The sequence below is a fragment of the Flavihumibacter sp. ZG627 genome (assembly GCF_000814325.1).
Lineage (GTDB): Bacteria > Bacteroidota > Bacteroidia > Chitinophagales > Chitinophagaceae > Flavihumibacter.
The window spans coordinates 245,054-267,706 of record NZ_JPHF01000003.1 but is presented as its reverse complement, the minus strand read 5'-3'; the positions used below and the strand labels follow the sequence as shown (position 1 = coordinate 267,706).

General features: G+C 46.9%; 25 protein-coding genes and 1 pseudogene. 14 read left to right on the top strand and 12 right to left on the bottom strand.

The features are described from left to right. Positions 1–35: 35 nt before the first annotated feature. The 3 genes from HY58_RS08065 to HY58_RS08055 form a co-directional block, all read right to left on the bottom strand. Positions 36–1,400: a vanadium-dependent haloperoxidase gene (locus tag HY58_RS08065; RefSeq protein ID WP_172644622.1), complete on the bottom strand. Its 1,365-nt coding sequence runs from the start codon at positions 1,398–1,400 to the stop codon at positions 36–38. A 97-nt stretch (positions 1,401–1,497) separates the two neighbouring features. Continuing rightward, a complete protein-coding gene (locus HY58_RS08060) occupies positions 1,498–2,145 on the bottom strand; it encodes a response regulator transcription factor (RefSeq protein WP_039130341.1) in 648 nt (215 codons plus the stop codon). A 43-nt stretch (positions 2,146–2,188) separates the two neighbouring features. Beyond that, positions 2,189–5,194, bottom strand: coding sequence for a sensor histidine kinase (locus tag HY58_RS08055; RefSeq protein ID WP_039130338.1), 3,006 nt, complete (start codon positions 5,192–5,194; stop codon positions 2,189–2,191). Between the two features lie 43 nt (positions 5,195–5,237). Here HY58_RS08055 and HY58_RS19460 point away from each other — a divergent pair, with 43 nt between their 5' ends. Then, the gene (locus HY58_RS19460) at positions 5,238–5,441 is read left to right on the top strand and encodes a hypothetical protein (RefSeq protein ID WP_156123618.1); all 204 of its coding nucleotides are present in this window, start codon (positions 5,238–5,240) and stop codon (positions 5,439–5,441) included. 94 nt (positions 5,442–5,535) lie between these two features. Here HY58_RS19460 and HY58_RS18815 read toward each other — a convergent pair whose 3' ends face one another. Genes HY58_RS18815 through HY58_RS08035 form a run of 3 tightly spaced genes read right to left on the bottom strand, consistent with a single transcriptional unit; the run spans position 5,536 to position 6,941 of the window. Continuing rightward, positions 5,536–6,021, bottom strand: a complete 486-nt coding sequence (locus tag HY58_RS18815) for a DUF6265 family protein (RefSeq protein ID WP_052323947.1) — start codon at positions 6,019–6,021, stop codon at positions 5,536–5,538. A gap of 2 nt (positions 6,022–6,023) precedes the next feature. After that, complete coding sequence (locus tag HY58_RS08040) at positions 6,024–6,524, bottom strand: SRPBCC domain-containing protein (protein WP_039130333.1); 501 nt, start codon at positions 6,522–6,524, stop codon at positions 6,024–6,026. A gap of 12 nt (positions 6,525–6,536) precedes the next feature. Then, positions 6,537–6,941, bottom strand: a complete 405-nt coding sequence (locus tag HY58_RS08035; protein ID WP_039131065.1) for a VOC family protein — start codon at positions 6,939–6,941, stop codon at positions 6,537–6,539. A 135-nt stretch (positions 6,942–7,076) separates the two neighbouring features. On the opposite strand from HY58_RS08035, the pseudogene HY58_RS20005 reads away from it, so the two are divergent. The 3 genes and pseudogenes from HY58_RS20005 to HY58_RS08025 form a co-directional block, all read left to right on the top strand. After that, positions 7,077–7,247: pseudogene (locus tag HY58_RS20005) on the top strand (LytTR family transcriptional regulator DNA-binding domain-containing protein); the annotation flags it as partial. A 37-nt stretch (positions 7,248–7,284) separates the two neighbouring features. Beyond that, positions 7,285–7,917, top strand: coding sequence for a DUF5606 domain-containing protein (locus tag HY58_RS08030; protein ID WP_039130331.1), 633 nt, complete (start codon positions 7,285–7,287; stop codon positions 7,915–7,917). Positions 7,918–7,936: 19 nt separating this feature from the next. After that, a complete protein-coding gene (locus HY58_RS08025) occupies positions 7,937–9,658 on the top strand; it encodes a M3 family oligoendopeptidase (RefSeq protein ID WP_039130329.1) in 1,722 nt (573 codons plus the stop codon). Between the two features lie 216 nt (positions 9,659–9,874). Here the strand turns inward: HY58_RS08025 and HY58_RS08020 are convergent, their stop codons facing one another. Then, positions 9,875–10,303, bottom strand: a complete 429-nt coding sequence (locus HY58_RS08020) for a Fur family transcriptional regulator (RefSeq protein ID WP_039130327.1) — start codon at positions 10,301–10,303, stop codon at positions 9,875–9,877. A 6-nt stretch (positions 10,304–10,309) separates the two neighbouring features. Then, on the bottom strand, positions 10,310–10,972 hold the full coding sequence (locus HY58_RS08015; RefSeq protein ID WP_039130324.1) for an SCO family protein: 663 nt from the start codon (positions 10,970–10,972) through the stop codon (positions 10,310–10,312). A 101-nt stretch (positions 10,973–11,073) separates the two neighbouring features. On the opposite strand from HY58_RS08015, the gene HY58_RS08010 reads away from it, so the two are divergent. The 7 genes from HY58_RS08010 (at position 11,074) to HY58_RS07980 (ending at position 16,611) form a co-directional block, all read left to right on the top strand. Beyond that, positions 11,074–11,466 (top strand): MerC domain-containing protein, encoded by a 393-nt coding sequence (locus HY58_RS08010; RefSeq protein WP_039130322.1) that lies wholly within the window; start codon positions 11,074–11,076, stop codon positions 11,464–11,466. A 66-nt stretch (positions 11,467–11,532) separates the two neighbouring features. After that, a complete protein-coding gene (locus HY58_RS08005) occupies positions 11,533–12,129 on the top strand; it encodes a NifU family protein (RefSeq protein ID WP_039130320.1) in 597 nt (198 codons plus the stop codon). A gap of 233 nt (positions 12,130–12,362) precedes the next feature. Continuing rightward, positions 12,363–12,869 carry a DinB family protein gene (locus HY58_RS08000; protein WP_039130317.1) on the top strand — a complete coding sequence of 169 codons (507 nt, stop codon included), beginning with the start codon at positions 12,363–12,365 and terminating at the stop codon, positions 12,867–12,869. 122 nt (positions 12,870–12,991) lie between these two features. Beyond that, positions 12,992–13,732 carry a 5-oxoprolinase subunit PxpB gene (gene pxpB / locus HY58_RS07995; protein WP_039130314.1) on the top strand — a complete coding sequence of 247 codons (741 nt, stop codon included), beginning with the start codon at positions 12,992–12,994 and terminating at the stop codon, positions 13,730–13,732. Further along, positions 13,719–14,696 (top strand): biotin-dependent carboxyltransferase family protein, encoded by a 978-nt coding sequence (locus HY58_RS07990; RefSeq protein ID WP_039130312.1) that lies wholly within the window; start codon positions 13,719–13,721, stop codon positions 14,694–14,696. The genes pxpB and HY58_RS07990 overlap by 14 nt, the downstream gene beginning before the upstream one ends. Further along, a complete protein-coding gene (locus tag HY58_RS07985; RefSeq protein WP_039130310.1) occupies positions 14,693–15,442 on the top strand; it encodes a 5-oxoprolinase subunit PxpA in 750 nt (249 codons plus the stop codon). The genes HY58_RS07990 and HY58_RS07985 overlap by 4 nt, the downstream gene beginning before the upstream one ends. Then, positions 15,439–16,611, top strand: coding sequence for an NRAMP family divalent metal transporter (locus tag HY58_RS07980; protein ID WP_253271526.1), 1,173 nt, complete (start codon positions 15,439–15,441; stop codon positions 16,609–16,611). Before HY58_RS07985 ends, HY58_RS07980 begins: the two co-directional genes overlap by 4 nt. A gap of 18 nt (positions 16,612–16,629) precedes the next feature. Here HY58_RS07980 and HY58_RS07975 read toward each other — a convergent pair whose 3' ends face one another. Both HY58_RS07975 and HY58_RS07970 read right to left on the bottom strand, forming a co-directional pair. Then, positions 16,630–17,040, bottom strand: coding sequence for an OsmC family protein (locus tag HY58_RS07975; RefSeq protein ID WP_039130308.1), 411 nt, complete (start codon positions 17,038–17,040; stop codon positions 16,630–16,632). Between the two features lie 56 nt (positions 17,041–17,096). Further along, positions 17,097–18,218, bottom strand: a complete 1,122-nt coding sequence (locus tag HY58_RS07970; RefSeq protein WP_039130304.1) for a saccharopine dehydrogenase family protein — start codon at positions 18,216–18,218, stop codon at positions 17,097–17,099. Between the two features lie 45 nt (positions 18,219–18,263). Between HY58_RS07970 and pnuC the strand changes: the two genes are divergently transcribed. From pnuC to HY58_RS07955, 3 genes are all read left to right on the top strand, one after another. Next, the gene (pnuC, locus tag HY58_RS07965) at positions 18,264–18,887 is read left to right on the top strand and encodes a nicotinamide riboside transporter PnuC (protein WP_039130302.1); all 624 of its coding nucleotides are present in this window, start codon (positions 18,264–18,266) and stop codon (positions 18,885–18,887) included. A gap of 110 nt (positions 18,888–18,997) precedes the next feature. Beyond that, positions 18,998–19,567: an AAA family ATPase gene (locus HY58_RS07960; protein WP_039130299.1), complete on the top strand. Its 570-nt coding sequence runs from the start codon at positions 18,998–19,000 to the stop codon at positions 19,565–19,567. Positions 19,568–19,603: 36 nt separating this feature from the next. Next, positions 19,604–21,280: a glycosyltransferase family 39 protein gene (locus HY58_RS07955; protein ID WP_052323946.1), complete on the top strand. Its 1,677-nt coding sequence runs from the start codon at positions 19,604–19,606 to the stop codon at positions 21,278–21,280. Here HY58_RS07955 and mtgA read toward each other — a convergent pair whose 3' ends face one another. After that, positions 21,281–21,979 (bottom strand): monofunctional biosynthetic peptidoglycan transglycosylase, encoded by a 699-nt coding sequence (gene mtgA, locus HY58_RS07950; RefSeq protein WP_082022092.1) that lies wholly within the window; start codon positions 21,977–21,979, stop codon positions 21,281–21,283. It lies immediately after the preceding gene. Positions 21,980–22,038: 59 nt separating this feature from the next. Next, on the bottom strand, positions 22,039–22,638 hold the full coding sequence (locus HY58_RS07945; protein WP_156123617.1) for a hypothetical protein: 600 nt from the start codon (positions 22,636–22,638) through the stop codon (positions 22,039–22,041). Positions 22,639–22,653 lie beyond the last annotated feature (15 nt).

Sequence of the window (22,653 nt, the reverse complement as noted above, 5' to 3'; positions counted from 1 at the left end):
CCTTTACAATATCCCGTTTCTGAATCAATCTTCATCTACTTCATGAACTGAAGCGTGTTCAGAACATTCTGAGCAACCTTCATTCCCTGTAGCCGACCTTCAACACAGGAACTGGTGTAATGTATACCCGCATATACCCTTGCCTTGCCAATTTCAACAGCCATATCCGTGAAATTATCATAGTGCCTTGGAGCAAATCCTTTATAATCGTAGGTATGATTGGAAAACGCAAAATCATGACCAAACAGGTCGCTGAACATCACCTCTACAGCACCCCCGTTAGTTGAATGGCCCGATAAATAATCCGGATGGCCAGGTGTATTGAATAATGGATTCCATCCTGTATGACCAAGCACCTCCCTGATATACCTGATAGGACGTTCTACATTGTATTGATACTTTGCGTGCCAGCATCCCACCTGCGCATCGGCAGAAGCTATCCCTGATTTCGCATAGGCCAGCGCAGCCTTGTCGAGAGCAGAGCCATCAAGATCTAACAACTGCATCAGAATAGCTATATAATGCGATCCGCCCACATAACCGGGAACATCAGCATAATACCATCCTATGGCAGTTTGTTCCTCAGTTAGTGATTGTGAGATATCATAAACTTCTTTCACCATGGCATAGTATTCTGATGAGGGATCTTCTGAATAGGCAGGTGGAGGTGGTGGTGCTGATCCGGCGAGGCTGCCCGGCACAAGCACACGGAATAGCCCCCAATAGGGACCAATAGCCCCAGGGAAATTTGGTGGCGTTGGCGCCCACAGTCCCGGGCCCACAGGTGGCTGATAGGGATCACGTGGTGTAAAACTTCCATCTGTAACCGCCCAGTCCAATACTTCTTTGGCTACCGCACGGCCAAAAGCTACTGACCTGGCAAGTATATCCGGATGCACATCTGAAAAACCGGCTGCGATTGAATTCTCCAGCGCTGTTATAGCATTCTGCTGGGCTGGCGTTGCATTGGTGAAGATATTCCTGTTCATATAGGCCAGTGCCGCATTGGCTGAACTCGGCCAATGATAGGCCTTACCCGGTTCTGCTTCCGGCATATCAGGATTAAAATCAGTGAGCTGCCCAACCAGGCTCTGGTAGGCTGGCATGCCGGGAACAACTGCCTCATACAGGGCAATGCCGCAATAGGCAAAATTTGAAGCGGGACGAGGAAATCCGGTTGCCCCTCCTGGTACCCGAACAAGGTCAAGCTGCATCTGAATCCAGCTTTGTACCACCTCAGAAGAGTAGGTTTTGGTTTGCTTTAAATGGCCAGAGAGGTCACTGTTCTTGCCAAGCTCCTTTTGCGAGGCCTCAACATCAAACTGGTCTTTCTTACAACTGCTTATCATTAATAAGAAGAACAGAATGGGGAGAAGAGAAAAGAAGGAATACTTTTTCATGTTGATAGGTTTAGAATGAACAATAGGAAGGGCAGTCACCACACAAAGTGTGAAATTGTCCTCTTTATTACCATCACCCATTGGGTGAATTCTTATGTCAGGAGAGCCCTTGTTGTATCGCTTTCATAATGGCTTCTGTTCTGCCGGCAACATGTAGTTTCTTGTAGATCTGCTTAACATGACTTCTTACCGTTTCATAGCTTATATAAGCAAGGGCGGCAATTGATTTGAAATCATGCCCCTCTATCATAAGGTGGAGAATATATTTCTCTCTTTCACTGAGGTGATAATTTATTCCATCAGGTGAAACGAGGATAACATTGTGATGGGTGAAAAAGCGCAGCACTTTGCTCGCTACCGATGAACTCATGGGAGCACCTCCATTATAAACTTCATTGATAGCTTCCAGGTATTTCTGCGGTGGATCTGTTTTGAGCAGGTACCCGCTTGCCCCTGCACATATTGCCCGGAAGATCTTATCACTGTCATTGAACACTGTCTGGATAAGCACCTTCACCTCAGGAAACCGCTCCCTGATCCTGCGTGTGAGCTCCACCCCGTTTATTCCCGGTAGCTCTATATCCATCAACACCACATCAGGCTTTATACCATTGAGATCACGCTCCCAGTGATTGCCATCGGCATAAGCACCACAACAGCAGTACCCTGCCGAACCATTCAAAATGATCTGCATGGCATCACGTACCATCTTGTTGTCTTCGTATATGAGAACGCGGATTTCCATGGTTAATAATTTCCAGCTTATAATTTCAATTCGCAATACCCCATCAGGTGATTCTCAAATGAAGTGTAATGGTTGTTCCTTTTCCCGAACCAGAATTTATCATTAATTCTGCACCCATCTCCTCTGCCCTCTTCTCCATATTATTCAAACCGTTGCCTTTTATCACTTCAATCTCATTAAATCCTTCACCGTCATCTTCCAGTACAAACTCCAGTTCCTTGTTTTGCATGCCCACCATAAAATGAAGCGAATGACAATTGCTGTATTTTACCGCATTGTTTATCGCTTCCTTAAAAAGAAGATAAATATTCTTCCGCGCCAGCATACTGAGTTTGATCTTCTCAACCTCCGTATCAAGTTTCATCACCGTGGTGATCTGCTTCACCGTTGCTATCCCCACTGTATACTCCTTTAACCGTTTCATTAATTTAGACAGGTCATCATTATCGGGATTCACTACCCACACTATATCATTTAACCGGTCGGCCATTTCCAGCGATGACTCCTGTATGGTTTTAAGTGATGCTTCTGCCTCAACCTGCTGACTGTTCCTGATTTGTTGGTGCGTTAGATGACTATAGAGATATATGCCGCTGAGCGTGGCACCGATATCATCATGCAGGTCGCGCGAGATCCTTGTTCGCATTGCCATCAGTTGCTTCATCTGTTGCATCCTGAATGCATAGAACCTATACCCCAGTATTGCCACAAATAAAAGTATGCTGGTTATGAACCACCATTCCTGCCAGACCGGCCGCATGATCTGGAAACTACACTGTGCCACCTCACTCCATGGCGCCGCACCATCACGCGCGCGTACACTGAAAGTATAACTGCCCGCGCCAAGGTCTACAAATGTCACTGATTCATTGTTGCTGCCTGTTGTCCAGTTGGCATGGATCGGCTCCAGTTTATAGGAATATTTTATATCAGGATTATCGGTATAGGCCAATCCCGCAAAATTGATTTTTATCGTGTTATCTCCATACCGCAACGAGGGTTTGTTGGGGAGATCAAAATAGCCCGCGCCGCCAGTTCCCAGCGCCTGCAGTTTTCTTCCATCAGCACCGGCATAAATGGCCTCAATAACTACCGATACCGGCATAATATTCATCTCTACGGTTGCCGCCTCAATCATTAATAGATTATTCAATGTTGAAGACCATATCAGCCCATCACCATCAGCTAATACTTTTCCGAGGTCCCAGCTATTTGATCGCAACCCCCTGGCCTTGCTGTAATTATAAACTGTCCATCGTCCCGCTTCATTTTTCCATAACAGGTCAAGCCCCGATGGCGTCTGCACCCAATGCCTGCCCTTCCTGTCGGTTGCCATGGAAGTCACCAGGTTTCCCTGCAAACCCTCCTTCCTGCTCACACTGTCAACCAATTTCAGCGTTCCCTTTTCATTGAATAGGTACTCCTTTAATCCCCTCCCCTGCACCGCCATCCAGATGCTGCCATCCATGCCCGCATTGCTATATATGGATACATATTCCCGCTGTGGGTATGAAAGTAAAAGTCTGAAACTATTGTCAGGCATTAATTCAAATAAACCCTGCTGTGGTATGAATAAAAGATTTCTCCCGCCTCCTGCCTGGCTGAGCTGCATATTCATTGGACCACTCACAAGTTTAGATGGCAATGGTATCTTTCTGAATCCTGTTTCATCTCCTTCCACCAATATCGAATCAAGCGTGATGAGCAGCTTTCCATGCAGGCTGTCATAGATACAACTATTGAAATAATTGGGTGCAAAACTTTCCAATAAATTACTATGATCTTCAACGCGGCCATCTTTATATTGGAGCAATAATACATTTCGTGTGAGCATCCATGTTGTATTCTTTTTATCATATGCAACATGATCCACCAGGTCGCCTCGCTCGGGGAGAAGGCTCGTCTTCAGCGTGCCGCGATCCAACAGCCGGTAGCGACGGCCATCTGATAACAATATATTTCCTGTATGCAACAGCGTGGCCGAAGCAGTAATATCAACCACCGAATCCTGCTCCCTAAAAACCTCCCTGTATGATGTTTCCTGCAGCTTAAGCAGTCCATGTTGCGTGGCCATCCAGATATTGCCCGATCTGTCTTCCATGATCCCATTCACCTGCCCATAAACAGCGGGCAGACTGCTTTGCTCCTGCTCCCAGTTCCACGGCGTTGATATCCTTATGACATTTTCCTGACCCTTACTCGTATTCCAGAGCCGGTTCTGCGAATCAATAAAATAATTGAAATGACCTACGCCGTTAGCATGGTTCACGATGCTTACCAGGCCGTCTTCTTTTACCTGGTAAAGTGATCGTCTCGTATTTACATATACCTTCCCACCATGTTGAACAAGGCGGTTATAATAGGGGTCGCCAAAGGGCTTTCGCTCTATCATCTTCCAGCTCCTGTCTTTCCGGCTCAGTACAATACAGTCGGGATAACATAAAACAAGTCCTGATGTTGTTTCCACCGCCATACGGCAATGCCGGTCGTGATAACCGGGAAATAAGCTCAGCTTTATCCAGCTGCTGTCATGAAATCGATATACCCCTACATCGGTATGTGCCCATATCTCTCCCTCCGAAGTTTCCCAGATCGCTGAAACAAAATTGATGACCGCACCATCATTGGTACTATATACTTTAAACCGCTCTCCCAATAGTTGCGCCATGCCATATCGCGTGCCTACCCAGAGCCGGTGCCGACTATCCTGGAATACACAATCCACCCTTAAAGAGGGTAGTCCATGCGACATATCATAATTCACAAAACGCCTTCCATCGAAGCGGCTCAGCCCATTAGGTGTACCCGCCCAGATAAATCCATAGTGATCCTGGTAAATGCAAAAAACATAGGTAACCGGCAGACCTTCATTAACTGTATATAAAGTGGAATGGAATTGCCTGGCAGCCGCATCCTGCGCCCAGGCCAGGAAGAAAAAACAAAGCATAGCCCGGAAAATCCTTTTCAGGATCACTGAAAATAGCGGCTTCTGGGGATAAGGTCTTTTCAAGGCCAGGGGTTGTTGTTGAATATATGAAATTTTATTCACATATCAGGTTCATCACTTCGAACCTTTCCCAAAACTTTGGAATATGAAAAAGCTTCTTTTTTGCTGTATTTCTCTTCTCTTCTTTTCAGCATTCCTGCTTGCACAAACACCTTCTCAGGATGACCAGATGAAAGCTTTCCGCGACTATATGACACCGGGAGAATGGCATAAAAGCTGGCTAAAGATGATGGTGAATGGAACCCGGCCAACCCCCTCTAAGAGTAACGCATTAAGACCATGGAGATAAAACTCACCCGTTCATAAATAAATTATTTGGGTGCACATGACATTCTGATCTGACTTTGCATGGCGTCGTTGACGGGATCTGTTGACATATGGCGCTATTTTAATCGTTTGAAATAATAGTTGACTCGCTTGCCGGGATCCTGCTCTCCACCATCCACCCATGCATGGAGTGAATCAATGCTGATGAATTCATACACAATTCTTTTCGGGTAATCATGGGTGGGATTCTCGAATACGTATTTATTTTTTTCAGCCCTGGTGAGGAAAAATGCAACAGGTTTCTTTTCATTCTGGTCTTCTACCGTTGCCACATAAACGATCTGCTGCTGCTTCCTTCCCAGGTTGATGCGTTCGCTTACAATTGTATCGCCTCCCTTAATGCTGTAGACGTTGCCCATCAGGTTTTCTGCACCGGTTTTTTTCCACTCTTCATAACGCTCCCCCTTGGCAGTACTCCTTGCCCATAAGCCTTCAAGATTCAGTAAACGCGTGATATCCTTTTTTGTCTGCCTGACCCCTTCGCTTTCTAGTATATTAAATGATGCAAAAAAAAGGCAAGTCAAAATAAGGATCGTTTTCATATTCAGGAGTTGAGCATATTCTGCAGGTTCACATCACGGTTCCTGAGGTCAAGGCCTCCCTCTAAAATGCTTTTAAGGTTGGTCAGGTAAAAGGTCCATCCCAAAGAACACCCCTCATGGTACATAAACTTCGAATCTTCATCAGTTGGAATATTATCCTGCTCCAGTTCCACGATCTGCTCATCACCCGCAAGCAAAATGCGGACGGTGCAGTTGCCCGCCTTGCCAAAACTGAACCGGAATATATCATGGCCATTAGCTTCCAGAACAGTTCCCCTTTCAACAGCTTCATCTGAATAACCATGCCATAAGAAAGTATAACGATCACCAGTACCTGCTGCAATATGAGGCTCAAGGGCTACACCCTCCTTATTAACGTATTCGCATAAACGAAGAAACCAGCTTTCTATTCCAGCCCTGGTTGCCCAGGCGGCATAGATCTGCTGGCGTGTTGATCTTACATTAATGCGCACAATGAACCGGCTCCAATCCTTTGCAATCATATGGCTTCGTTTTTATGGCTGGGACTGACCTACAGGTATCGAATGTAAAGCTACCCTATTCCCTTCAGAATCGATGAAAACAGCCATATAACCGATCTCCGGACTCACCTCGGTTTTTGGCACCACGATCTTGCCTCCCGCCGCTTCTATCCTGTCTAGCACCAGCTGTACATCAGGATTGGCATTGAGATAAACCAGCACCCCATTTTGCTGGGGCTGGTAAAATTCAGGCGCATGCGTGAGTGCACCACTAATACCTCCACCCATCGGATCCTGCACAGGAAACATCCGCATCTGCATGCTCGGAAAATTCATTGGCACCATCTCAATATCCAGGATGGTTTCATAAAACTTCTGCGCCCGATTGATATCAGTGGTCGGAATCTCAAACCAACTGACGGAATGTTGTTGTACCATATTTTTATTTTGAAGTTGCACAAGTTTTTTGATACTACCTCCATAACCCAATGATGGCCCCCATCAATACCAACATGGCCAGGTTAGCTGCCATCAACAATGAAAAAAGGGCCGTGAAACCGAGAACTTGACCCGGCACAGTTTTTTAGACTGATTCGTAAATACCTGGCCAGTATCAATGCTATCCGGAAACTCAGATCACAAGGCAAAGGCAAACTCCTCGTGGAGGCGGAGCCCAACGCCCCTGAAGAAGTTATCGTGAGCAGCCAACAGACCGCCGGGTTCAAGGAATGGATGGATGCCTGATTTGCATTATCTTGCACCTCCCCAATAATTTTCATTTATGGAATACAACAGAATCATTGCCGTTACCGGGTTGCCCGGATTATTTGAACTTGTTGCCAGCAAAACCGATGGCGCCATCGTTCGTTCCCTTGACGATAAGTCTACCAAATTCGTTTCTTCCCGTGTACACAACTTCTCTCACCTGGAGAGTATCGAGATATATACCGTTCGTGATAACGTGAACCTGGTGGAAATTTTCCAGGCGATGGAAAAAAGCAAAACAAAGCTTCCTGATGGAAAAGATGCAGGCGCTCTTAAAGACTATTTCGGCGAAGTATATCCCGATATGGATTTCGAGCGCGTATACTCCAGCGACATGAAAAAGATGGTTAAATGGTTTGAGTCGCTCCAGAAATCTGGTGTGGAGATCAAGCTGAGTGAGCGTTCTGAAGAAGAGGCAGAAGAGGAAGCAGAATCTGAAGAAGAAGTTGCTGAAGTAACAGAGGCAAAGCCTAAGGCAGCTAAGAAGAAAGCAGCTCCTAAAGCTGAGGCTGCCACAAAAGAGAAAGCTCCTGCAAAAGAAACTGCTGCAGCAAAAGAGAAAGCTCCTGCAAAGAAAGCTGACGCTGAAGACACAGAAACAGAAGATACTGCATCTGCCAGGCCGAAGAAGGCCGCTAAAAAGAAGTGAGAAGTATAACAACGGATATATGAATCCTACCGCCCAATTAACACCCCCCGAGAGGCATTTCCTGCCTTCGGATTTCTCTATAACCACATGGGAGGCGCTGGAACCTTATTTCCGTGACCTCGCAGAAAGGCCAATCCTTTCCGGCGCTGAGCTTGAGCAATGGATGAAAGATTGTAGTGAACTGGAAGCCGTGGTGAGTGAAGACGCCTGCTGGCGTCAAATTCGCATGACCTGTGATACAGAAAACAAAACCCTCGAAGACGCTTTCACCTATTTCGTGATGGAGATCCAGCCTAAGATCCAGCCCTATGCCGACCAGCTGAATCGCAAACTGATCGACAGTCCATATAGTAAAGAACTCGACCCCCATCAGTATTTCACTTACCTGCGTAGTGTAAAGAAATCGATCGACCTTTTCAGGGAAGATAATATTCCCCTCCAGGCCGACCTCAGCGTTATGGCACAGCAGTATGGGGTGATCTCTGGTAAGATGTCGGTTACCATCCAGGGTAAGGAATACACCCTTCAACAGGCTAGTAAATTTCTTGAAAACCCTGATCGGAAAATCCGTGAAGAGGCATACCGCCTGATACAGGATCGCCGTTATGCCGATCGTGAACAGCTTAATGAACTCTATACTACCCTGATTCAGAAAAGGCACCAGGTTGCGCTGAATGCAGGATTCGCCAACTACCGCGATTATAAATTCGCGGAGATGGGTCGCTTTGATTATACCAAGGAAGATTGTTTCGCCTTCCATGAAGCAGTGAAACAACATGTTGTTCCACTCGTTGCCGCCATCTACGAAAAGAAAAAAGCTAAGCTGGGCCTCGATACGCTCCGCCCCTGGGATACAGAAGCCGAACCGGAAGGCATAACACCATTGCGGCCCTTCAATACCGGCGAAGAACTGTTGGAAAAAACCATCAGCTGTTTCCGGAAGCTCAGACCTTTCTTTGCCGATTGCCTCGTCACCATGCAGAAAATGGGTCGCCTCGATCTGGAAAGCCGCAAGGGAAAAGCACCAGGTGGATATAATTGTCCGCTCGCTGAAACCGGCGCACCTTTCATCTTTATGAATGCCGCCGGACAAATGCATGATGTTACTACCATGGTACATGAAGGTGGTCATGCCGTCCACTCCTTCCTCGCGCACCCACTTGAACTAAGCGCCTTCAAGGAGTACCCCATGGAAATTGCTGAGGTCGCCAGTATGAGTATGGAACTTTTCAGCATGGACCAGTGGCATAGCTTCTTCGATGATGAAAAAGAACTCCTGCGCGCAAAGGAGCACCAACTGGAAAGAGTCATTACCATCTTCCCATGGATCGCTATCATCGATAAGTTCCAGCATTGGGTATACGAATTCCCCAATCATACACTTGAAGAAAGAGCTGAACGCTGGGTGGCTATCAATGATGAATTTGCTACAGGGGTTATTGATCTGTCGGGACTGGAAGAATACCGCAAATACAGTTGGCAAAGGCAGTTGCACCTCTTTGAAGTTCCATTCTATTATATCGAATATGGTATTGCACAGTTAGGTGCAATCGCCATGTGGATGCAGTACAAGGAAAACAAGGAGCTGGCGCTTGACAATTATATGAAGGCATTATCACTTGGTGGAACCCGAACCTTACCCGAATTATACCAGGCAGCCGGAATTTCTTTTGACCTTAGTCCCGACCGTGTTAAAACATTGATGGATTTTGTGGGCCAGGAGATGAACAAACTGCCATAAAACTTCGAAAAATACCCAGTTTAGGGTATGTATAAAAGTTGCTGGATTTAATTATTCGCAATATATTTGTACAGGAAAACACTTAGAAGCTCAGCCGATCAAAAGCAGCTTCTTTTAAAATAGCTACTAATCAGAGCCTTAACCAAAAGTCCCGGTGTGTCTACATCGGGGCTTTATTTTTCCCCAAATCTTACCTCTTACCTTACCTCTCACCTCTTACCTCTTACCTGTTTCACATTTCTTACAGACCCCCGACACAATCACCTCCACCTGCCTGGTTTCGTAGCCCTTAGGCAATGAGATCTCAGGAATGGTAACCTCATCGAGGCAAACTGTATTCTCACATTTCTCACAAACAAAATGCACATGATTATCGTGGTGATGACCTTCTTCACATTCGTCCTTACATAGCGCATAACGGATACTGTTATCGGTAGTGGGAATAGTATGGATAATTCCCTTGTTCAGAAATACCTGAAGCGTGCGGTAAACCGTTACCCGGTCAAACTTCTCACCGGTTCGTTTCTCAATATCACCGTGAGCAAGCGCGCCCTGCTGACCAAAAAAAAGCTCCAGGATCCTTTGCCTGCTGCCGGTTACACTCAGCTGGTTACGTTTGAGAATATTCAATATGGCTTCTTCCATATAGGTTTATTGCGGATTGTTATTGAATAGGCTATTGGTGAACCTTGGACCGGTTGCTGCCGGTTCCTCCAAAAGTTCCGGTATATCTTTTATCAGTGCTTCCACTTCTTCAGATTTAAGTCCATCATAAATACGCCTCACCCGTCCTGTTTTATCTACCAGCGCGAAGAACTGTGTATGGATGAACTGGTCTTCTATCTTTTCATTATTATTCTCCGGATCATCAAGGAGGTAGCTCACCCTGGCAGCATAATACAGACTGTCCTTTCTTCCTGTCAGGAAATGCCAGTTTCCTCCATTCACTCCCAAACTATCGGCATACACCCGCATCCTCCCAACCGAGTCTGTTTCAGGGTCAACTGAGTGGGATAATATCATGAAACCCGCATCCCCCTTGTATTTATCAAAAACCTGTTTCATGTTATTGTTCATCTTGGGGCAGATACCCGTACAGGTGGTAAAGAAGTATTCAGCTACATACACCTTCCCCTCTACATCGCGCTGGCTGAACTCCTTGCCGTTCTGGTCGAGGAACCTGAAAGGCTGCACATAACTCAGAACGGGCATCTTCACATCGCCAAAACCGGGGATAAACCGGGTCATGGCATACATAAATCCAACACTAAGCAGAACAAAAAAAGCTACGTAAAACAGGGTTCTCTTATTCATGATATACAAATTTACACCTGGCGGGGCTATTTAGTTCCAATACTCTGCAAAAGAAGAAATATTTTGCAACAAAGTTGCATCTTATTATTTTTGCACTCCTCATGTCATTTAAAATCAATTGGGACGCCCTTGGAATAACCGCCTCTCTGGCCTGCGCCATTCACTGCGCGGTACTGCCTTTGGTGCTGTCCAGCCTGCCTGTTTTTGGCATCAATATCATAGATAACCTGGCTTTTGAATACCTGATGATCGTGCTGGCATTCGCCGTGGGCAGCCATTCGCTCTATCATGGCTACAAAAAACACCATCACCGGCTTGCCCCCTCAATTCTCTTCTCCCTGGGCATTCTTTTACTGCTCGCCAAACAAACCTGGCATGAGCTCCAGCTCTGGTTCCTGGTTCCGGCGGTCATACTTATCGTTTATGCCCATTACCGCAATTTCAGGCTCTGCAGAATGGCAAATCATTGCCATGAGGGCGACTGTAACCACTAAGTTTTCCTTAATTCACAAACATTAGCTGCTACGAATCGTTATTTTTGCATGTAAATCAGTTGAATTATGATTAAGACCGGAAATCCTGTTATCAGTATCTATACAGAAATGACGCCTAACCCGGAGACCATGAAGTTTGTTGCCAACAAGCTTCTCTATCCAGGTAAAAGCATCGACCTCCCCGATATGGAAAGCGCTAAACCTTCACCTCTGGCAACAGAGTTGTTTGGTTTCCCCTTTATCAGGAGTGTATTCATCGCCAGCAACTTCGTGACACTTACCAAAACAAGTGAAACAGAATGGAATGATGTGATCCCTTCCATCCGCCAGTTCCTCAAAGATTATCTCGAAGAGGGTAAGGCTGTGGTGAACGAAGAAGAAATTGCCAATATGAAACCCCAGGGCAGCAACGAAGTGCTGGCCGATGATGATGATGTGGTAAAGCGTATCAAGGAATTACTAGAGAACTATGTTAAGCCGGCAGTTGAAATGGACGGCGGCGCTATCCAGTTCAAGAGCTATAATGATGGTGTTGTAAACCTGATGCTCATGGGTAGCTGCAGTGGATGCCCTTCCAGTATGATCACCCTCAAGGCCGGCATCGAAGGCATGATGAAGCGCATGATCCCTGAAGTGAAAGAAGTGGTTGCAGAGGCGGAATGAGCCAGGGGAATGGTCAATAGAGAATAGATAGTAGAGAAGTACTTATGCGTGAATGATTATATAGTGGATGGCCACCCTTTTGGGTGGCTTTCTCTTTGTACAATACAAGCGCCGTTCATGTGTGAACCATGCTAAAACAGCCCGTTTTACACAGGAACCACACATACTTCACACATGGTTTAGACTTAGACCGGGCTCCCACCACCTTAATTTTTCCCACTTATCTTTAGGTTATGGAAAGTCAGAACTTACCGGAACGCTGGCTGCGCGGACCAGTAGAAAATATCATCCCTTTGCTTCAACCTGTAGCCCATGCCCTTCTTCAGGCGCAGGATGAGATCAATGCCATGATCGCTGGCTTGCCGGAGGATATGCTCTGGAAAACGCCGGGAGGAAAAGCATCCATAGCTTTTCACCTGAAACATATAGCAGGTGTGCATGACCGTTTGCTTACCTATGCCGGCGGAAACCAGCTCTCTGACCAACAGATGCGGTTCCTGAAATCAGAAGGAATCTCTGACCCCACCATCACATTGTCAACGCTGCTTTCAGATTTGAACAAACAGTTTGACACATCACTCCAGGCCCTGACAAACTTTACCACCGAATCACTTACCGAACCAAGAGGTGTAGGCAGAAAACAATTCCCCTCCACGGTAATCGGGCTTCTCTTTCATATTGCTGAACACACCATGCGCCACACCGGCCAGCTCCTCGTCACCATCGCCGTTTTAAAGTAGTTCCCTTCCATCCCTCCATCCCTCCATCTCTCCATCCCCCTCCATCTCTCCATAATCTTTTGTACCTTAATTCCCCGTAACCCAATCTATTCACTATTGCCTATTGCCTAGCAACGTCCCCATTGAACCATTTCTCACTATACCCCCTTTCCGAATCTGCCATCACCCTGCAGTATGGTGAAGAAATTGCCATTAACCGGCACCGTGAGCTGCTGCATCTTATGCAACAGATCCAGGACGATCCATTCCCCGGATTCAGGGAGGTTTCTATAGCCTTTCACACGCTTACCATTTTCTTTGATCCCTTTACTGTTTTTGAAAATGTAAAGCAATCACCTATAAATTATATCAGTGACTGGCTTAATAAAAAAGCCTCCTGGCTGGGGAATGATATACCTGACGCCAAAGCATCGGCCACCATCACCATCGCCAGCAGAGAGCAGCTTATTCCGGTGTGCTATGAAGAGCCCTTTGCCTTTGATCTCGATACGCTCGCTGCCTACCATGGCATCGATCCCGAAACGGTCATCAGTATGCATACCAACCAGAGCTTTTATGTTTTCATGGTAGGCTTCACCCCTGGATTTCCTTATATGGGTATCCTGCCACCTGCGCTCGATACTCCCCGGAAAGCAACCCCCTCGCTAATGGTGCCGGCCGGATCTGTTGGTATCGCAGGGCAGCAAACCGGTATTTATCCCTTCACCTCCCCCGGTGGCTGGAATATCATCGGCAGAACACCTATCAAACTTTTTGACATCAATGATAATGATCCCTGTCTGCTGAAAGCAGGCGACCGCGTGCGTTTCAGCAGGATCGACAGGAACACCTTCAACTACCTGAATCAATATGAGGATAGTTAAGTCTGGCATTGCCACCTTGCAGGACCTGGGCCGTTTCGGCTACAGGAATTTCGGCGTCAGCCATGGCGGAGTCATGGACAGTAGCGCTGCAAGGCTTACCAACATGCTTGTTGCCAACCCTGTTGACGCAACTCTGGTGGAGGTTCTGGCCGGCGCCTTCAGCATGAGCAGCACTAAAAGCCAGCTCATCGCCCTTGGCGGAAGAGGTTTCAATGCCTTCGCAGGTGAACAGACTCTCCCTTTCTGGCAGCCACTTATGCTGCCTGCGGGTGAAACGCTCCGGCTTATTCCGGCCGGCGGTGGCATAGCTTATATTGCCATCCATGGTGGTATCAGGACAACGCCCGTTCTTGGAAGCAGAAATACCAACCTCGTTGCCGGTTTTGGTGGTATAGAAGGCCGGCCACTCCGCGCGGGTGATATGTTGCCGGTTGCTGTGATGAAAACAGAAGTAGGCGAAAAGATCATCCGCCAACTGTCCGAACCTGCACAACATTCACATCTTCGCTTATCGGGTAACGTTATACCGGATTATTCAATTAATACCATCCGTTTCTTTACCGGGCATCATTATTCCTCCTTCACCCCTGCTGCCCGAATACTTTTGGAGTCTGATACCTTCGAATTAACGGGGATGAGTAACCGCATGGGATACCGGTTCAACGGTGCCGCTCTTCAGAATATGTTCCATAATGAACTGATCTCTGCCGCAGTGGTTCCGGGAACCATGCAGGTGAGTCCCGACGGTCAATTACTGATCCTCATGGCCGACGCTCAAACCACCGGTGGCTATCCCTGCATCGGTCAGGTTATCGGTGCCGATATACCCCTCCTTGCTCAGCATGGTGCCGGTAGCCGCCTGCAGTTCAAATGCATCTCCCTCAATGAAGCGGAACGAATTCTTCTTGAAAGGGAAGCAAATTTCCGAACCCTCCAGAATGACTATGAAATGCATTTTGCATGAGTAACAATTCTATTGATATCAATTGCGACCTCGGCGAGGGAACAGGTAATGAAGCAGCCATCCTTCCCTTTATCAGTTCAGTCAATATTGCTTGTGGGTTTCATGCCGGCAATGCCATTACGATGCTGGAAGTTGTGAGGCTGGCAAAAAAACACGGCGTGGCCATCGGCGCACATCCCTCCTGGGATGATCGTGAACATTTTGGTCGCCGCAATATGCAGCTCCCGGCAAGAGAGCTCTATGCCATCCTCCTTTACCAGCTTGGTGCCCTCGCCGCTATCTGCCATTCAGAATCTATTCCACTTCATCATGTAAAACCGCATGGTGCGCTGTATAACCAGGCCGCAACTGATGCGGAACTGGCAAAAGTCATCACTACCGCTATCCGTGACTTCAATCCCTCCCTCATTCTTTATGGCCTCTCGGGAAGCGTACTGAATGCTATCGCCGAAAAGGCCGGGCTACGTGTTGCTGCAGAAGTATTTGCCGACCGCACTTATACTAGGGAAGGATTGCTTACGCCGCGTACCATGCACAATGCCGTGATCACAGAAACCGCCAAAGCCACTGCCCAGGCGCTCCAGCTGGTGACACAACAAGAAGTGACAACAATCGACCATACCCTCATCCACCTCAAAGCCGGTACCATCTGTATTCACGGTGACGGCGCCCATGCGCCCGAATTCGCCCGTGCTCTCCACCAGGCAATGGAATCAGCATCAATAAGCATCAAACCGCCCGCATGATGAATAGCCGGAAAAGATCAGGCGTCTTCTGGGGCGCGGCAATGCTGATGGCTACTTCGGCTATTGGTCCGGGTTTCCTTACACAAACAACAGTTTTCACCCAACAGCTTCTCGGCAGTTTTGGATTCGTGATACTGGTGTCAATACTCCTTGATATTGGCGTACAACTCAATGTTTGGCGAATCATCACCATGGCCAATAAGCCCGCACAGGAAATTGCCGAGTCCGTTATTCCCGGTATGGGAAAGCTTTTGACAGCGTTGATTATTTTCGGTGGACTCGCATTCAATGTTGGCAATATTGCCGGTACAGGACTGGGGCTTGAGGTAATAACAGGAATGGATACCCGCATTGGAGCTGTACTGAGTGCAGTCATTTCTATTCTTCTCCTTACCAGTACCAATGCATCCCGCATCATGGACCGCTTTGTGCAGGTGATCGGATTCGGGATGATAGCCCTCACGCTTTATGTTGCCCTTGTTGCTGCACCTCCCTATGCCGAAGCGCTTCACCATAGTTTTCAACCAGAAACTACCAGCTTCACCGCTATCATCACTATTGTTGGTGGCACCGTGGGTGGATATATCTGCTTTGCCGGCGCTCACCGCCTGCTGGAAGAAAAGATCCCCGAAGAGAATAAAGTAGCAGCGGTAAGCAGCGCGGCAACAAGAGGAATACTGGCGGCATCTGCCATGCGTATCATCCTCTTCCTGGCTGCTTTCGGCATAGTGTCAAAAGGAATAATACTTGACCCCTCCAACCCCGCCGCAGATGTTTTCAGGCAGGCTGCAGGTACTGCGGGATATCGCCTATTCGGTATCGTTATGTGGAGTGCTGCAATCACTTCCGTGATCGGCTCTGCCTATACTTCCATCTCCTTCCTTAAAACATGGAGCCCATGGCTGCAAAAAAATCATCGGTCACTGGTAGCCATTTTTATCGCCACCAGCACCCTCATCTTCCTGCTGGCAGGAAAGCCCGTGAAGTTGTTGGTGATGGCAGGTACCATCAACGGATTCATACTCCCCGTTTCATTACTCATATTGCTGGCAGCAGCACATAAATATAAAAATGCCAACGGCTACCAACACCCGAAATGGCTTACCATCATCGGGGTGCTGATTGCGTTGGCATTATCGGCCATGGCCCTCAGGGTTATCTTCGAATGAAGACCGGCACAAAAATTATTACAACAGTGTTGCTTCCGAACTGATCGCTGTATTCAACAGCTTGGAAATAGGACAGTTTTCTTCGGCATTCTTCACCGCCGCATCAAACTGTTCCTTGCTCATTCCAGGTACTTTTCCCTGAACAGTCAGATGTGATTTTGTTACTGCGCCATTCTCAAAAGTGATCTCACATTTTGTTTCAAGCTTCTGCGGTGTAAATCCCGCTTCGCCAATTACAAAACTGAGCTTCATGGTAAAACAGCCCGAGTGTGCTGCTGCTACCAACTCTTCCGGGTTAGTGCCTATTCCACTTTCAAAACGTGAACTGAATGAATATTGTGTTTCACTCAAAACACCACTCTGCGTTGTGAGATGACCATCACCTTCTTTTCCGGTGCCGTTCCAAACGGCAGTTGCATTACGAATCATAGTATTAATTTAATTGATAAAATTTTTTCGGGCGGGGCATTAAAGATAATCCATCCTCACCACTTAGTCCACATCACACCCCGCTGCTTCAGGTAGTTAAGCACAAAATCAAAACAGGCCTCCTGCTTACCCACCAGTTCAGGCGGAAATACGCCCTTCTCAACAAATAATCCTCCGGCTACCAGCTCCGCCGCCGCCGTACAGGTATAGCCAGTGGTTCTGCTCATAGAAGAGGTTTTGGTAGCAGCATCATAACGGTCCAGCATATTATATTCTACCCTTTCTGGCTTACCGCCTTTCATGCCCTCAACAATCACCCGCATAATGGTGAACTCTTCTTCTTCCTCGCCAAGTTTCCACTCCCTGAAAAGGATCTTCGACGAAAAATCGATCGGGCGCATACTCACACCATTGATATCAACAGGCGTTTCATCAAAGAATCCTCCCTGCTGCAGTGCAATAATAAGATCCACATGGCCGGGATAGCGCAGGGTCTGCTCTTTCAGGTTGGGGATATGTGGCATCGTGAAGAGCAGGCTTCTCAAACCATCTGTATTGAAGGCTTCCAGGGTTCCTATCTCCCCGAAATCCATATAGCTCCTTTCCGACAACGCCGGCCTCACCACTATATGCCCGTTCTCCTTTAACCTTGCAGGCCTGGTATACTCCTCAATAACATCAATGGGCGAAAAGGGTGCCTTGTACTCAAATGGCTTACGCCTGATCTTTGGCAGTCCGCCAACATAACACTCAAACCGATCTACCTCCATCGTTTCATTATACCTGCCGACAATTAAATTACTCATGCCCGGCGCCACACCACAATCGGTGATGGCTGTTACACCCCTTTTCTTTGCAAGGAGGTCGAGCTGCAAGGCATCCTCGGGGAAAAAGGAAATATCCACAACGTTCTTACCACAGTCTATCACCGCCTCCAGCGCCCGGTAGCCCATGAACCCCGGCACTGCCAGCACTACCAGTTCAAAAGGTGAAAGCCAATCGCTATAACTGCTAAATGCAGAAAGATCCGCAATAGCCGTTTTGATCTCCCTGTTCCTTTCCTGCAACCGGTGCAGATTTACAGGAGAGAGGTCAAAAGAGGTCACATCGTGACGGGCAGAAAGGTCGAGGGCCATGGTCCTACCTACCATCCCGGCCCCAAGTACAGCGATTTTCATGGAAACAATTTCCGGCAATCTAAATTTTCTGTTGCATTTTTAAGAATGATCCTTTCCATTTGGCAACAATTTATTGAGGGACTCCAGCAAACAGGCTGGCTCGAATTCATCGCAGTAATCGCAGGTATCGCAAGTGTATGGTTCAGCAGGAAGGAGAATATCCTGGTTTACCCGGTTGGTCTCATTAATACCATCATCTATATATACCTCAGCATCAAAGGCCACCTTTATGGGGAAGCAAGTGTGAATCTCTATTACACCATCATGAGCTTTTATGGCTGGGCCCTCTGGGCCAAAAGAAATGAACAGAAAGAACATGTTTTACATATAACCTTCTCTTCAAAAAAAGAACTGTTGCATCAAGCACTCTTCTTCGCTGTTTTCTATGCCGGCATATTCCTGGCACTGAGCTGGCTCAAAAAAGCCTTTGCACCTGAAGCAATTCCATGGGCCGATGCACTCGCCAGCGCCAGCGCCTATACAGGCATGTGGCTTATGGCCCGCAAAAAAGTGGAGAGCTGGCATTGGTGGATCGTTACCAATATTGCCTCAATACCACTGTACTTTGTCAAAGGATATGTTTTCACCAGCTTCCAGTTTTTGGTATTGCTGATTCTTGCAGTAGCTGGACTGATCTCATGGCGTAAGAAGGCACAACAAGTGGCATGATATTTATATGATTGTTCGTCAGCCGTTTAAAATTGAATTTCTATGACAATAGTTATTAGAGATTTTCTCAATTTTACCCAACACGTCCTTCTCATATTCATTTTTCCGAAATGATTAAAAAAATCGTGATCATAGGACCTGAGTCAACTGGTAAAAGCTCACTCTGCAAAGCCCTTGCCGACCATTTTGCAGATAACTATCTTACAGACTGGTGCCCTGAATATGCCCGTGAGTATTTGATTGAGAATGGAATGGACTATACCTATGAGGACTTGCTCACTATTGCCAAAGGTCAGCTGGCATTGGAGGATGAACATGCCCATGCATTACAGACCGCATTGAATAAATCAGGAGATACCACCAAAGAAGCAATTCTTTTTGTAGATACGGACATGATGGTGATGAAGGTTTGGTCCGAATATGTTTTTGGAAAATGCCACTCCTTTATCCTCGACCAGATCGCAGAACGTAAGTATGATGGTTATCTGCTCGCGAATACAGAACTGCCCTGGACCCGCGATGCACTTCGTGAATATCCAAGTGAGGAAACACGTCAGAAGCTATTTTACATGTACCTCGATATGATGGTGAACCAAAACACTCCCTGGGATATTGTTGGCGGAATCAACCACGATCGTATCGCCAATGGTATTGCAGCAGTGAATCGCCTTCTTATTTGAGTTTCCACACTACTTTTGCTGCACATCATCTTCAACATGCTACAAGATATAAGGGATTCCATCCGGCAGCATCCAAAAACATGGTTCTATACATCATGGCTCCTGCTGAACCTGCTTCAAAGCTATGGCACCGAACTGCTGGATGATGAGGCCTATTACTGGGTTTTCTCCCGTTATCCTGATTGGGGATATTTTGATCATCCGCCCATGATCGCCATACTTATCAGGGCCGGTTATGCGCTTTTCCCCAACGAACTGGGTGTTCGTTTATTCATGGCCCTGATGAATACCGCCACACTCTTTCTTATTCACCAAATGCTGCTGAAGAACCAGCAGAAACTTTTCTATACCATCGCCTTCTCAATGGGCGTGCTGCAGATAGGAGGCATCCTCGCCGTTCCTGATATTCCGCTCACTTTTTTCACAGCCCTTTTCTTCTGGCAGTACCGGCGTTTTCTTGCAGTGGCATCCCTTGTCAATGCCCTACTTCTTGGATTGATCATGGCGCTTATGCTCTATAGCAAATACCATGGCGTCCTTATCATATTCTTTACCTTCCTGAGCAACCCGAAACTCTTTCTGCAATGGAAGGCCTGGGTTGCTGCCGTGGTAGGGGCACTGCTTTTCTCTCCCCACCTCTGGTGGCAATACACGCATGATTTCCCCTCGGTGATGTACCACCTCAAAGAAAGAAATGCACCTGAATACAGTTTCGCCTTCAGCCTCGATTATCTTACCGGACAAATATTGCTTGCGGGCCCACTTATCGGATGGCTCCTGCTCTATGCAGCAGGGCAATTTCGTTCTAAAGACCTGTTCGCAAGAGCATTGCAATTCAGCTTATGGGGCATCTATGGATTTTTCCTGGTCAGCACTTTAAAAGGCCGCGTGGAAGCTAACTGGACAGTTCCGGCACTTGTTCCACTCCTCATCATTTCCCATGCATGGCTTACTGATTCGGCTAAACATGCACGTTGGGTCTATAAACTGATGCCTCCGGCTCTTGCCCTTGTCATATTGGTAAGGCTCTATATGATAACGGATATAGAACCGCTGACCAGTGTTTTCAAAGATGAGATGCATGGTAATCCATCCTGGGCCACCACCATAAAAGAAAAAGCAGGCGGCCTGCCCGTGGTTTTTCTGAACAGCTATCAACGCCCCAGTAAATACTGGTTCTATACCGGGGATACCAGCTTCGGATTAAATACTACCCGCTACCGGCGTAACAATTATAATTTCTGGCCTATCGAAAAAGAATGGCAGGGAAAAACTGCCTATACTGTGGACCGGCTGCTGGAGAGACTTCCTGATGCAACTCCTATTGAAACAAGAAAGGGTCTCACTTACGGAAAAGCCATCCCCACCTTTCAAAGCAATTCCTGGTTACGCTTCCAGGCTATTTCAGATGATCTCAGTATAACAGATGGCAAACTTTCACCATTCAATTTTACTGTATTCCCCACCAGTAGTGCCGATTCACTGCTTACCGGAACAAGGCCTCTGGAAGTTGTGCTTGACGTATTTGGAAAGGATAGTATGATTGCCCGGCTTCCCCTCCGCTTCACCAATAAAGAAGGAAACTGGTATGGCAGCAGTAATGATTCTCTTTCTCTTGCCCCGGGTTTTTATCGCGCCAAGATCGGTGTTGGCACTGTACTGCCGCTTTTGTATAGCCAGAACAGTGCTTCGGTTAAGCTTAGGGTTAGATGATCAGTCAATCACTGATTTGATGCCCGCATCTGTTGATAAATTGCTCATATTACGCATGATGGCTAATCCTCGGGCAGTTACATAAGGAGTAGCGGGCTTCACACAGAACTTTTTTGGATTGGGAAGACAGGCTGCTATTCTCGAAGCCTCTGAGCGATTTAATGATTCCGCTGATTTCTTATAATAGGATTGAGCTGCTGCTTCAATGCCAAACACACCGGGGCCCATCTCTATCACATTGAGATACACTTCCAGGATTCTTCGCTTGCCCCATATTTTTTCTATCATGAAAGTAAAATAGGTTTCCATCGCCTTCCTTATCCAGCTTCTTCCCTGCCATAGAAAAACATTCTTTGCTGTCTGCTGGCTGATGGTGCTGCCCCCGCGGATCTTGTTGGGACGACGTTCATTATGGTCGAGAGCCTTCTCGATCTGCTTCCAGTCGAACCCCGAGTGCACCGGAAACTTCTGGTCTTCAGAAGCGATCACCGCCAGCTTTGCATGCCTTGATATTTCAGTGTAATCAACATAATCGCGCTTCATTCCATACCCGCCAAACCAGTTGCCGATCTGTGTGATCGTCAGTGGCGGGTCAATCCATTTAAGCACGATGATATAGAAGAATTGCCAGATGAAGAGGAAGAGCAATAATCTTTTTATGAATCGCCAGCTGCGTGGTATTATGCCTTTTGTTTTCACGTAGGATCCTGATGTTTAGAAGTGCGCAAGATAAAAAAACCAGTAGTAAATGAAAGCGCCTATTTGTCGGTCATTTTTACATACACGATCTTATACTGTTTACCCTTTCTCTGTTTGCTTTTATAAAGCCGGTTAAGTATGAACCCTCCGGCAAAAACCCCTACTGCGGTTCCCAGTGAACGCAGGTTAGCAGGGGCATCAATGGGTTCATCCAGATAGGCTCCGTTAATTATATTCAACAAAGCATAACCTCCTGCCCCGATCATGAAGATGCTCCCATTACGAACATAGCGGAAGCTTTCTTTCTTCATGGGAAATATGCTGAAGATCTCCTGGTAATGCAACTTATGAATATAGTATCCCGCAGTATCAACACGGGTTGTTCCCAATGAGGTCATATAGGTTTGCACCTGCCACTGCCTTACAAATACAGAATCATTTCTCATACTCTCAATGAAGCCGCTGATACGCTGTCCGTTCACATGTTGAAAATCTATCTTACTTCCCTTGAAGTAAGATCCCACATGCCGGCCATTAGGTCTTTTCAGTGATATGAAATCTTCCATCTTTCCAAGGCTTCCTTCCTTAGCAGGCTCCTGTGCAAACAACACGATGGTGCTGCCCATCATCAGCCATACTATCAATAATTTTTTGCTCATTGTATTGTTTTAACC

What these genes read in the sequence shown, in the direction of transcription:
- HY58_RS08065 (WP_172644622.1), bottom strand. Translation starts at nt 1,400, where the DNA reads ATGAAAAAGTATTCCTTCTTTTCTCTTCTCCCCATTCTGTTCTTCTTA.
- HY58_RS08060 (WP_039130341.1), bottom strand. Translation starts at nt 2,145, where the DNA reads ATGGAAATCCGCGTTCTCATATACGAAGACAACAAGATGGTACGTGAT.
- HY58_RS19460 (WP_156123618.1), top strand. Translation starts at nt 5,238, where the DNA reads ATGAAAAAGCTTCTTTTTTGCTGTATTTCTCTTCTCTTCTTTTCAGCA.
- HY58_RS18815 (WP_052323947.1), bottom strand. Translation starts at nt 6,021, where the DNA reads ATGAAAACGATCCTTATTTTGACTTGCCTTTTTTTTGCATCATTTAAT.
- HY58_RS08040 (WP_039130333.1), bottom strand. Translation starts at nt 6,524, where the DNA reads ATGATTGCAAAGGATTGGAGCCGGTTCATTGTGCGCATTAATGTAAGA.
- HY58_RS08035 (WP_039131065.1), bottom strand. Translation starts at nt 6,941, where the DNA reads ATGGTACAACAACATTCCGTCAGTTGGTTTGAGATTCCGACCACTGAT.
- HY58_RS08030 (WP_039130331.1), top strand. Translation starts at nt 7,285, where the DNA reads ATGGAATACAACAGAATCATTGCCGTTACCGGGTTGCCCGGATTATTT.
- HY58_RS08025 (WP_039130329.1), top strand. Translation starts at nt 7,937, where the DNA reads ATGAATCCTACCGCCCAATTAACACCCCCCGAGAGGCATTTCCTGCCT.
- HY58_RS08020 (WP_039130327.1), bottom strand. Translation starts at nt 10,303, where the DNA reads ATGGAAGAAGCCATATTGAATATTCTCAAACGTAACCAGCTGAGTGTA.
- HY58_RS08015 (WP_039130324.1), bottom strand. Translation starts at nt 10,972, where the DNA reads ATGAATAAGAGAACCCTGTTTTACGTAGCTTTTTTTGTTCTGCTTAGT.
- HY58_RS08010 (WP_039130322.1), top strand. Translation starts at nt 11,074, where the DNA reads ATGTCATTTAAAATCAATTGGGACGCCCTTGGAATAACCGCCTCTCTG.
- HY58_RS08005 (WP_039130320.1), top strand. Translation starts at nt 11,533, where the DNA reads ATGATTAAGACCGGAAATCCTGTTATCAGTATCTATACAGAAATGACG.
- HY58_RS08000 (WP_039130317.1), top strand. Translation starts at nt 12,363, where the DNA reads ATGGAAAGTCAGAACTTACCGGAACGCTGGCTGCGCGGACCAGTAGAA.
- HY58_RS07990 (WP_039130312.1), top strand. Translation starts at nt 13,719, where the DNA reads ATGAGGATAGTTAAGTCTGGCATTGCCACCTTGCAGGACCTGGGCCGT.
- HY58_RS07985 (WP_039130310.1), top strand. Translation starts at nt 14,693, where the DNA reads ATGAGTAACAATTCTATTGATATCAATTGCGACCTCGGCGAGGGAACA.
- HY58_RS07980 (WP_253271526.1), top strand. Translation starts at nt 15,439, where the DNA reads ATGATGAATAGCCGGAAAAGATCAGGCGTCTTCTGGGGCGCGGCAATG.
- HY58_RS07975 (WP_039130308.1), bottom strand. Translation starts at nt 17,040, where the DNA reads ATGATTCGTAATGCAACTGCCGTTTGGAACGGCACCGGAAAAGAAGGT.
- HY58_RS07970 (WP_039130304.1), bottom strand. Translation starts at nt 18,218, where the DNA reads ATGAAAATCGCTGTACTTGGGGCCGGGATGGTAGGTAGGACCATGGCC.
- pnuC (WP_039130302.1), top strand. Translation starts at nt 18,264, where the DNA reads ATGATCCTTTCCATTTGGCAACAATTTATTGAGGGACTCCAGCAAACA.
- HY58_RS07960 (WP_039130299.1), top strand. Translation starts at nt 18,998, where the DNA reads ATGATTAAAAAAATCGTGATCATAGGACCTGAGTCAACTGGTAAAAGC.
- HY58_RS07955 (WP_052323946.1), top strand. Translation starts at nt 19,604, where the DNA reads ATGCTACAAGATATAAGGGATTCCATCCGGCAGCATCCAAAAACATGG.
- HY58_RS07945 (WP_156123617.1), bottom strand. Translation starts at nt 22,638, where the DNA reads ATGAGCAAAAAATTATTGATAGTATGGCTGATGATGGGCAGCACCATC.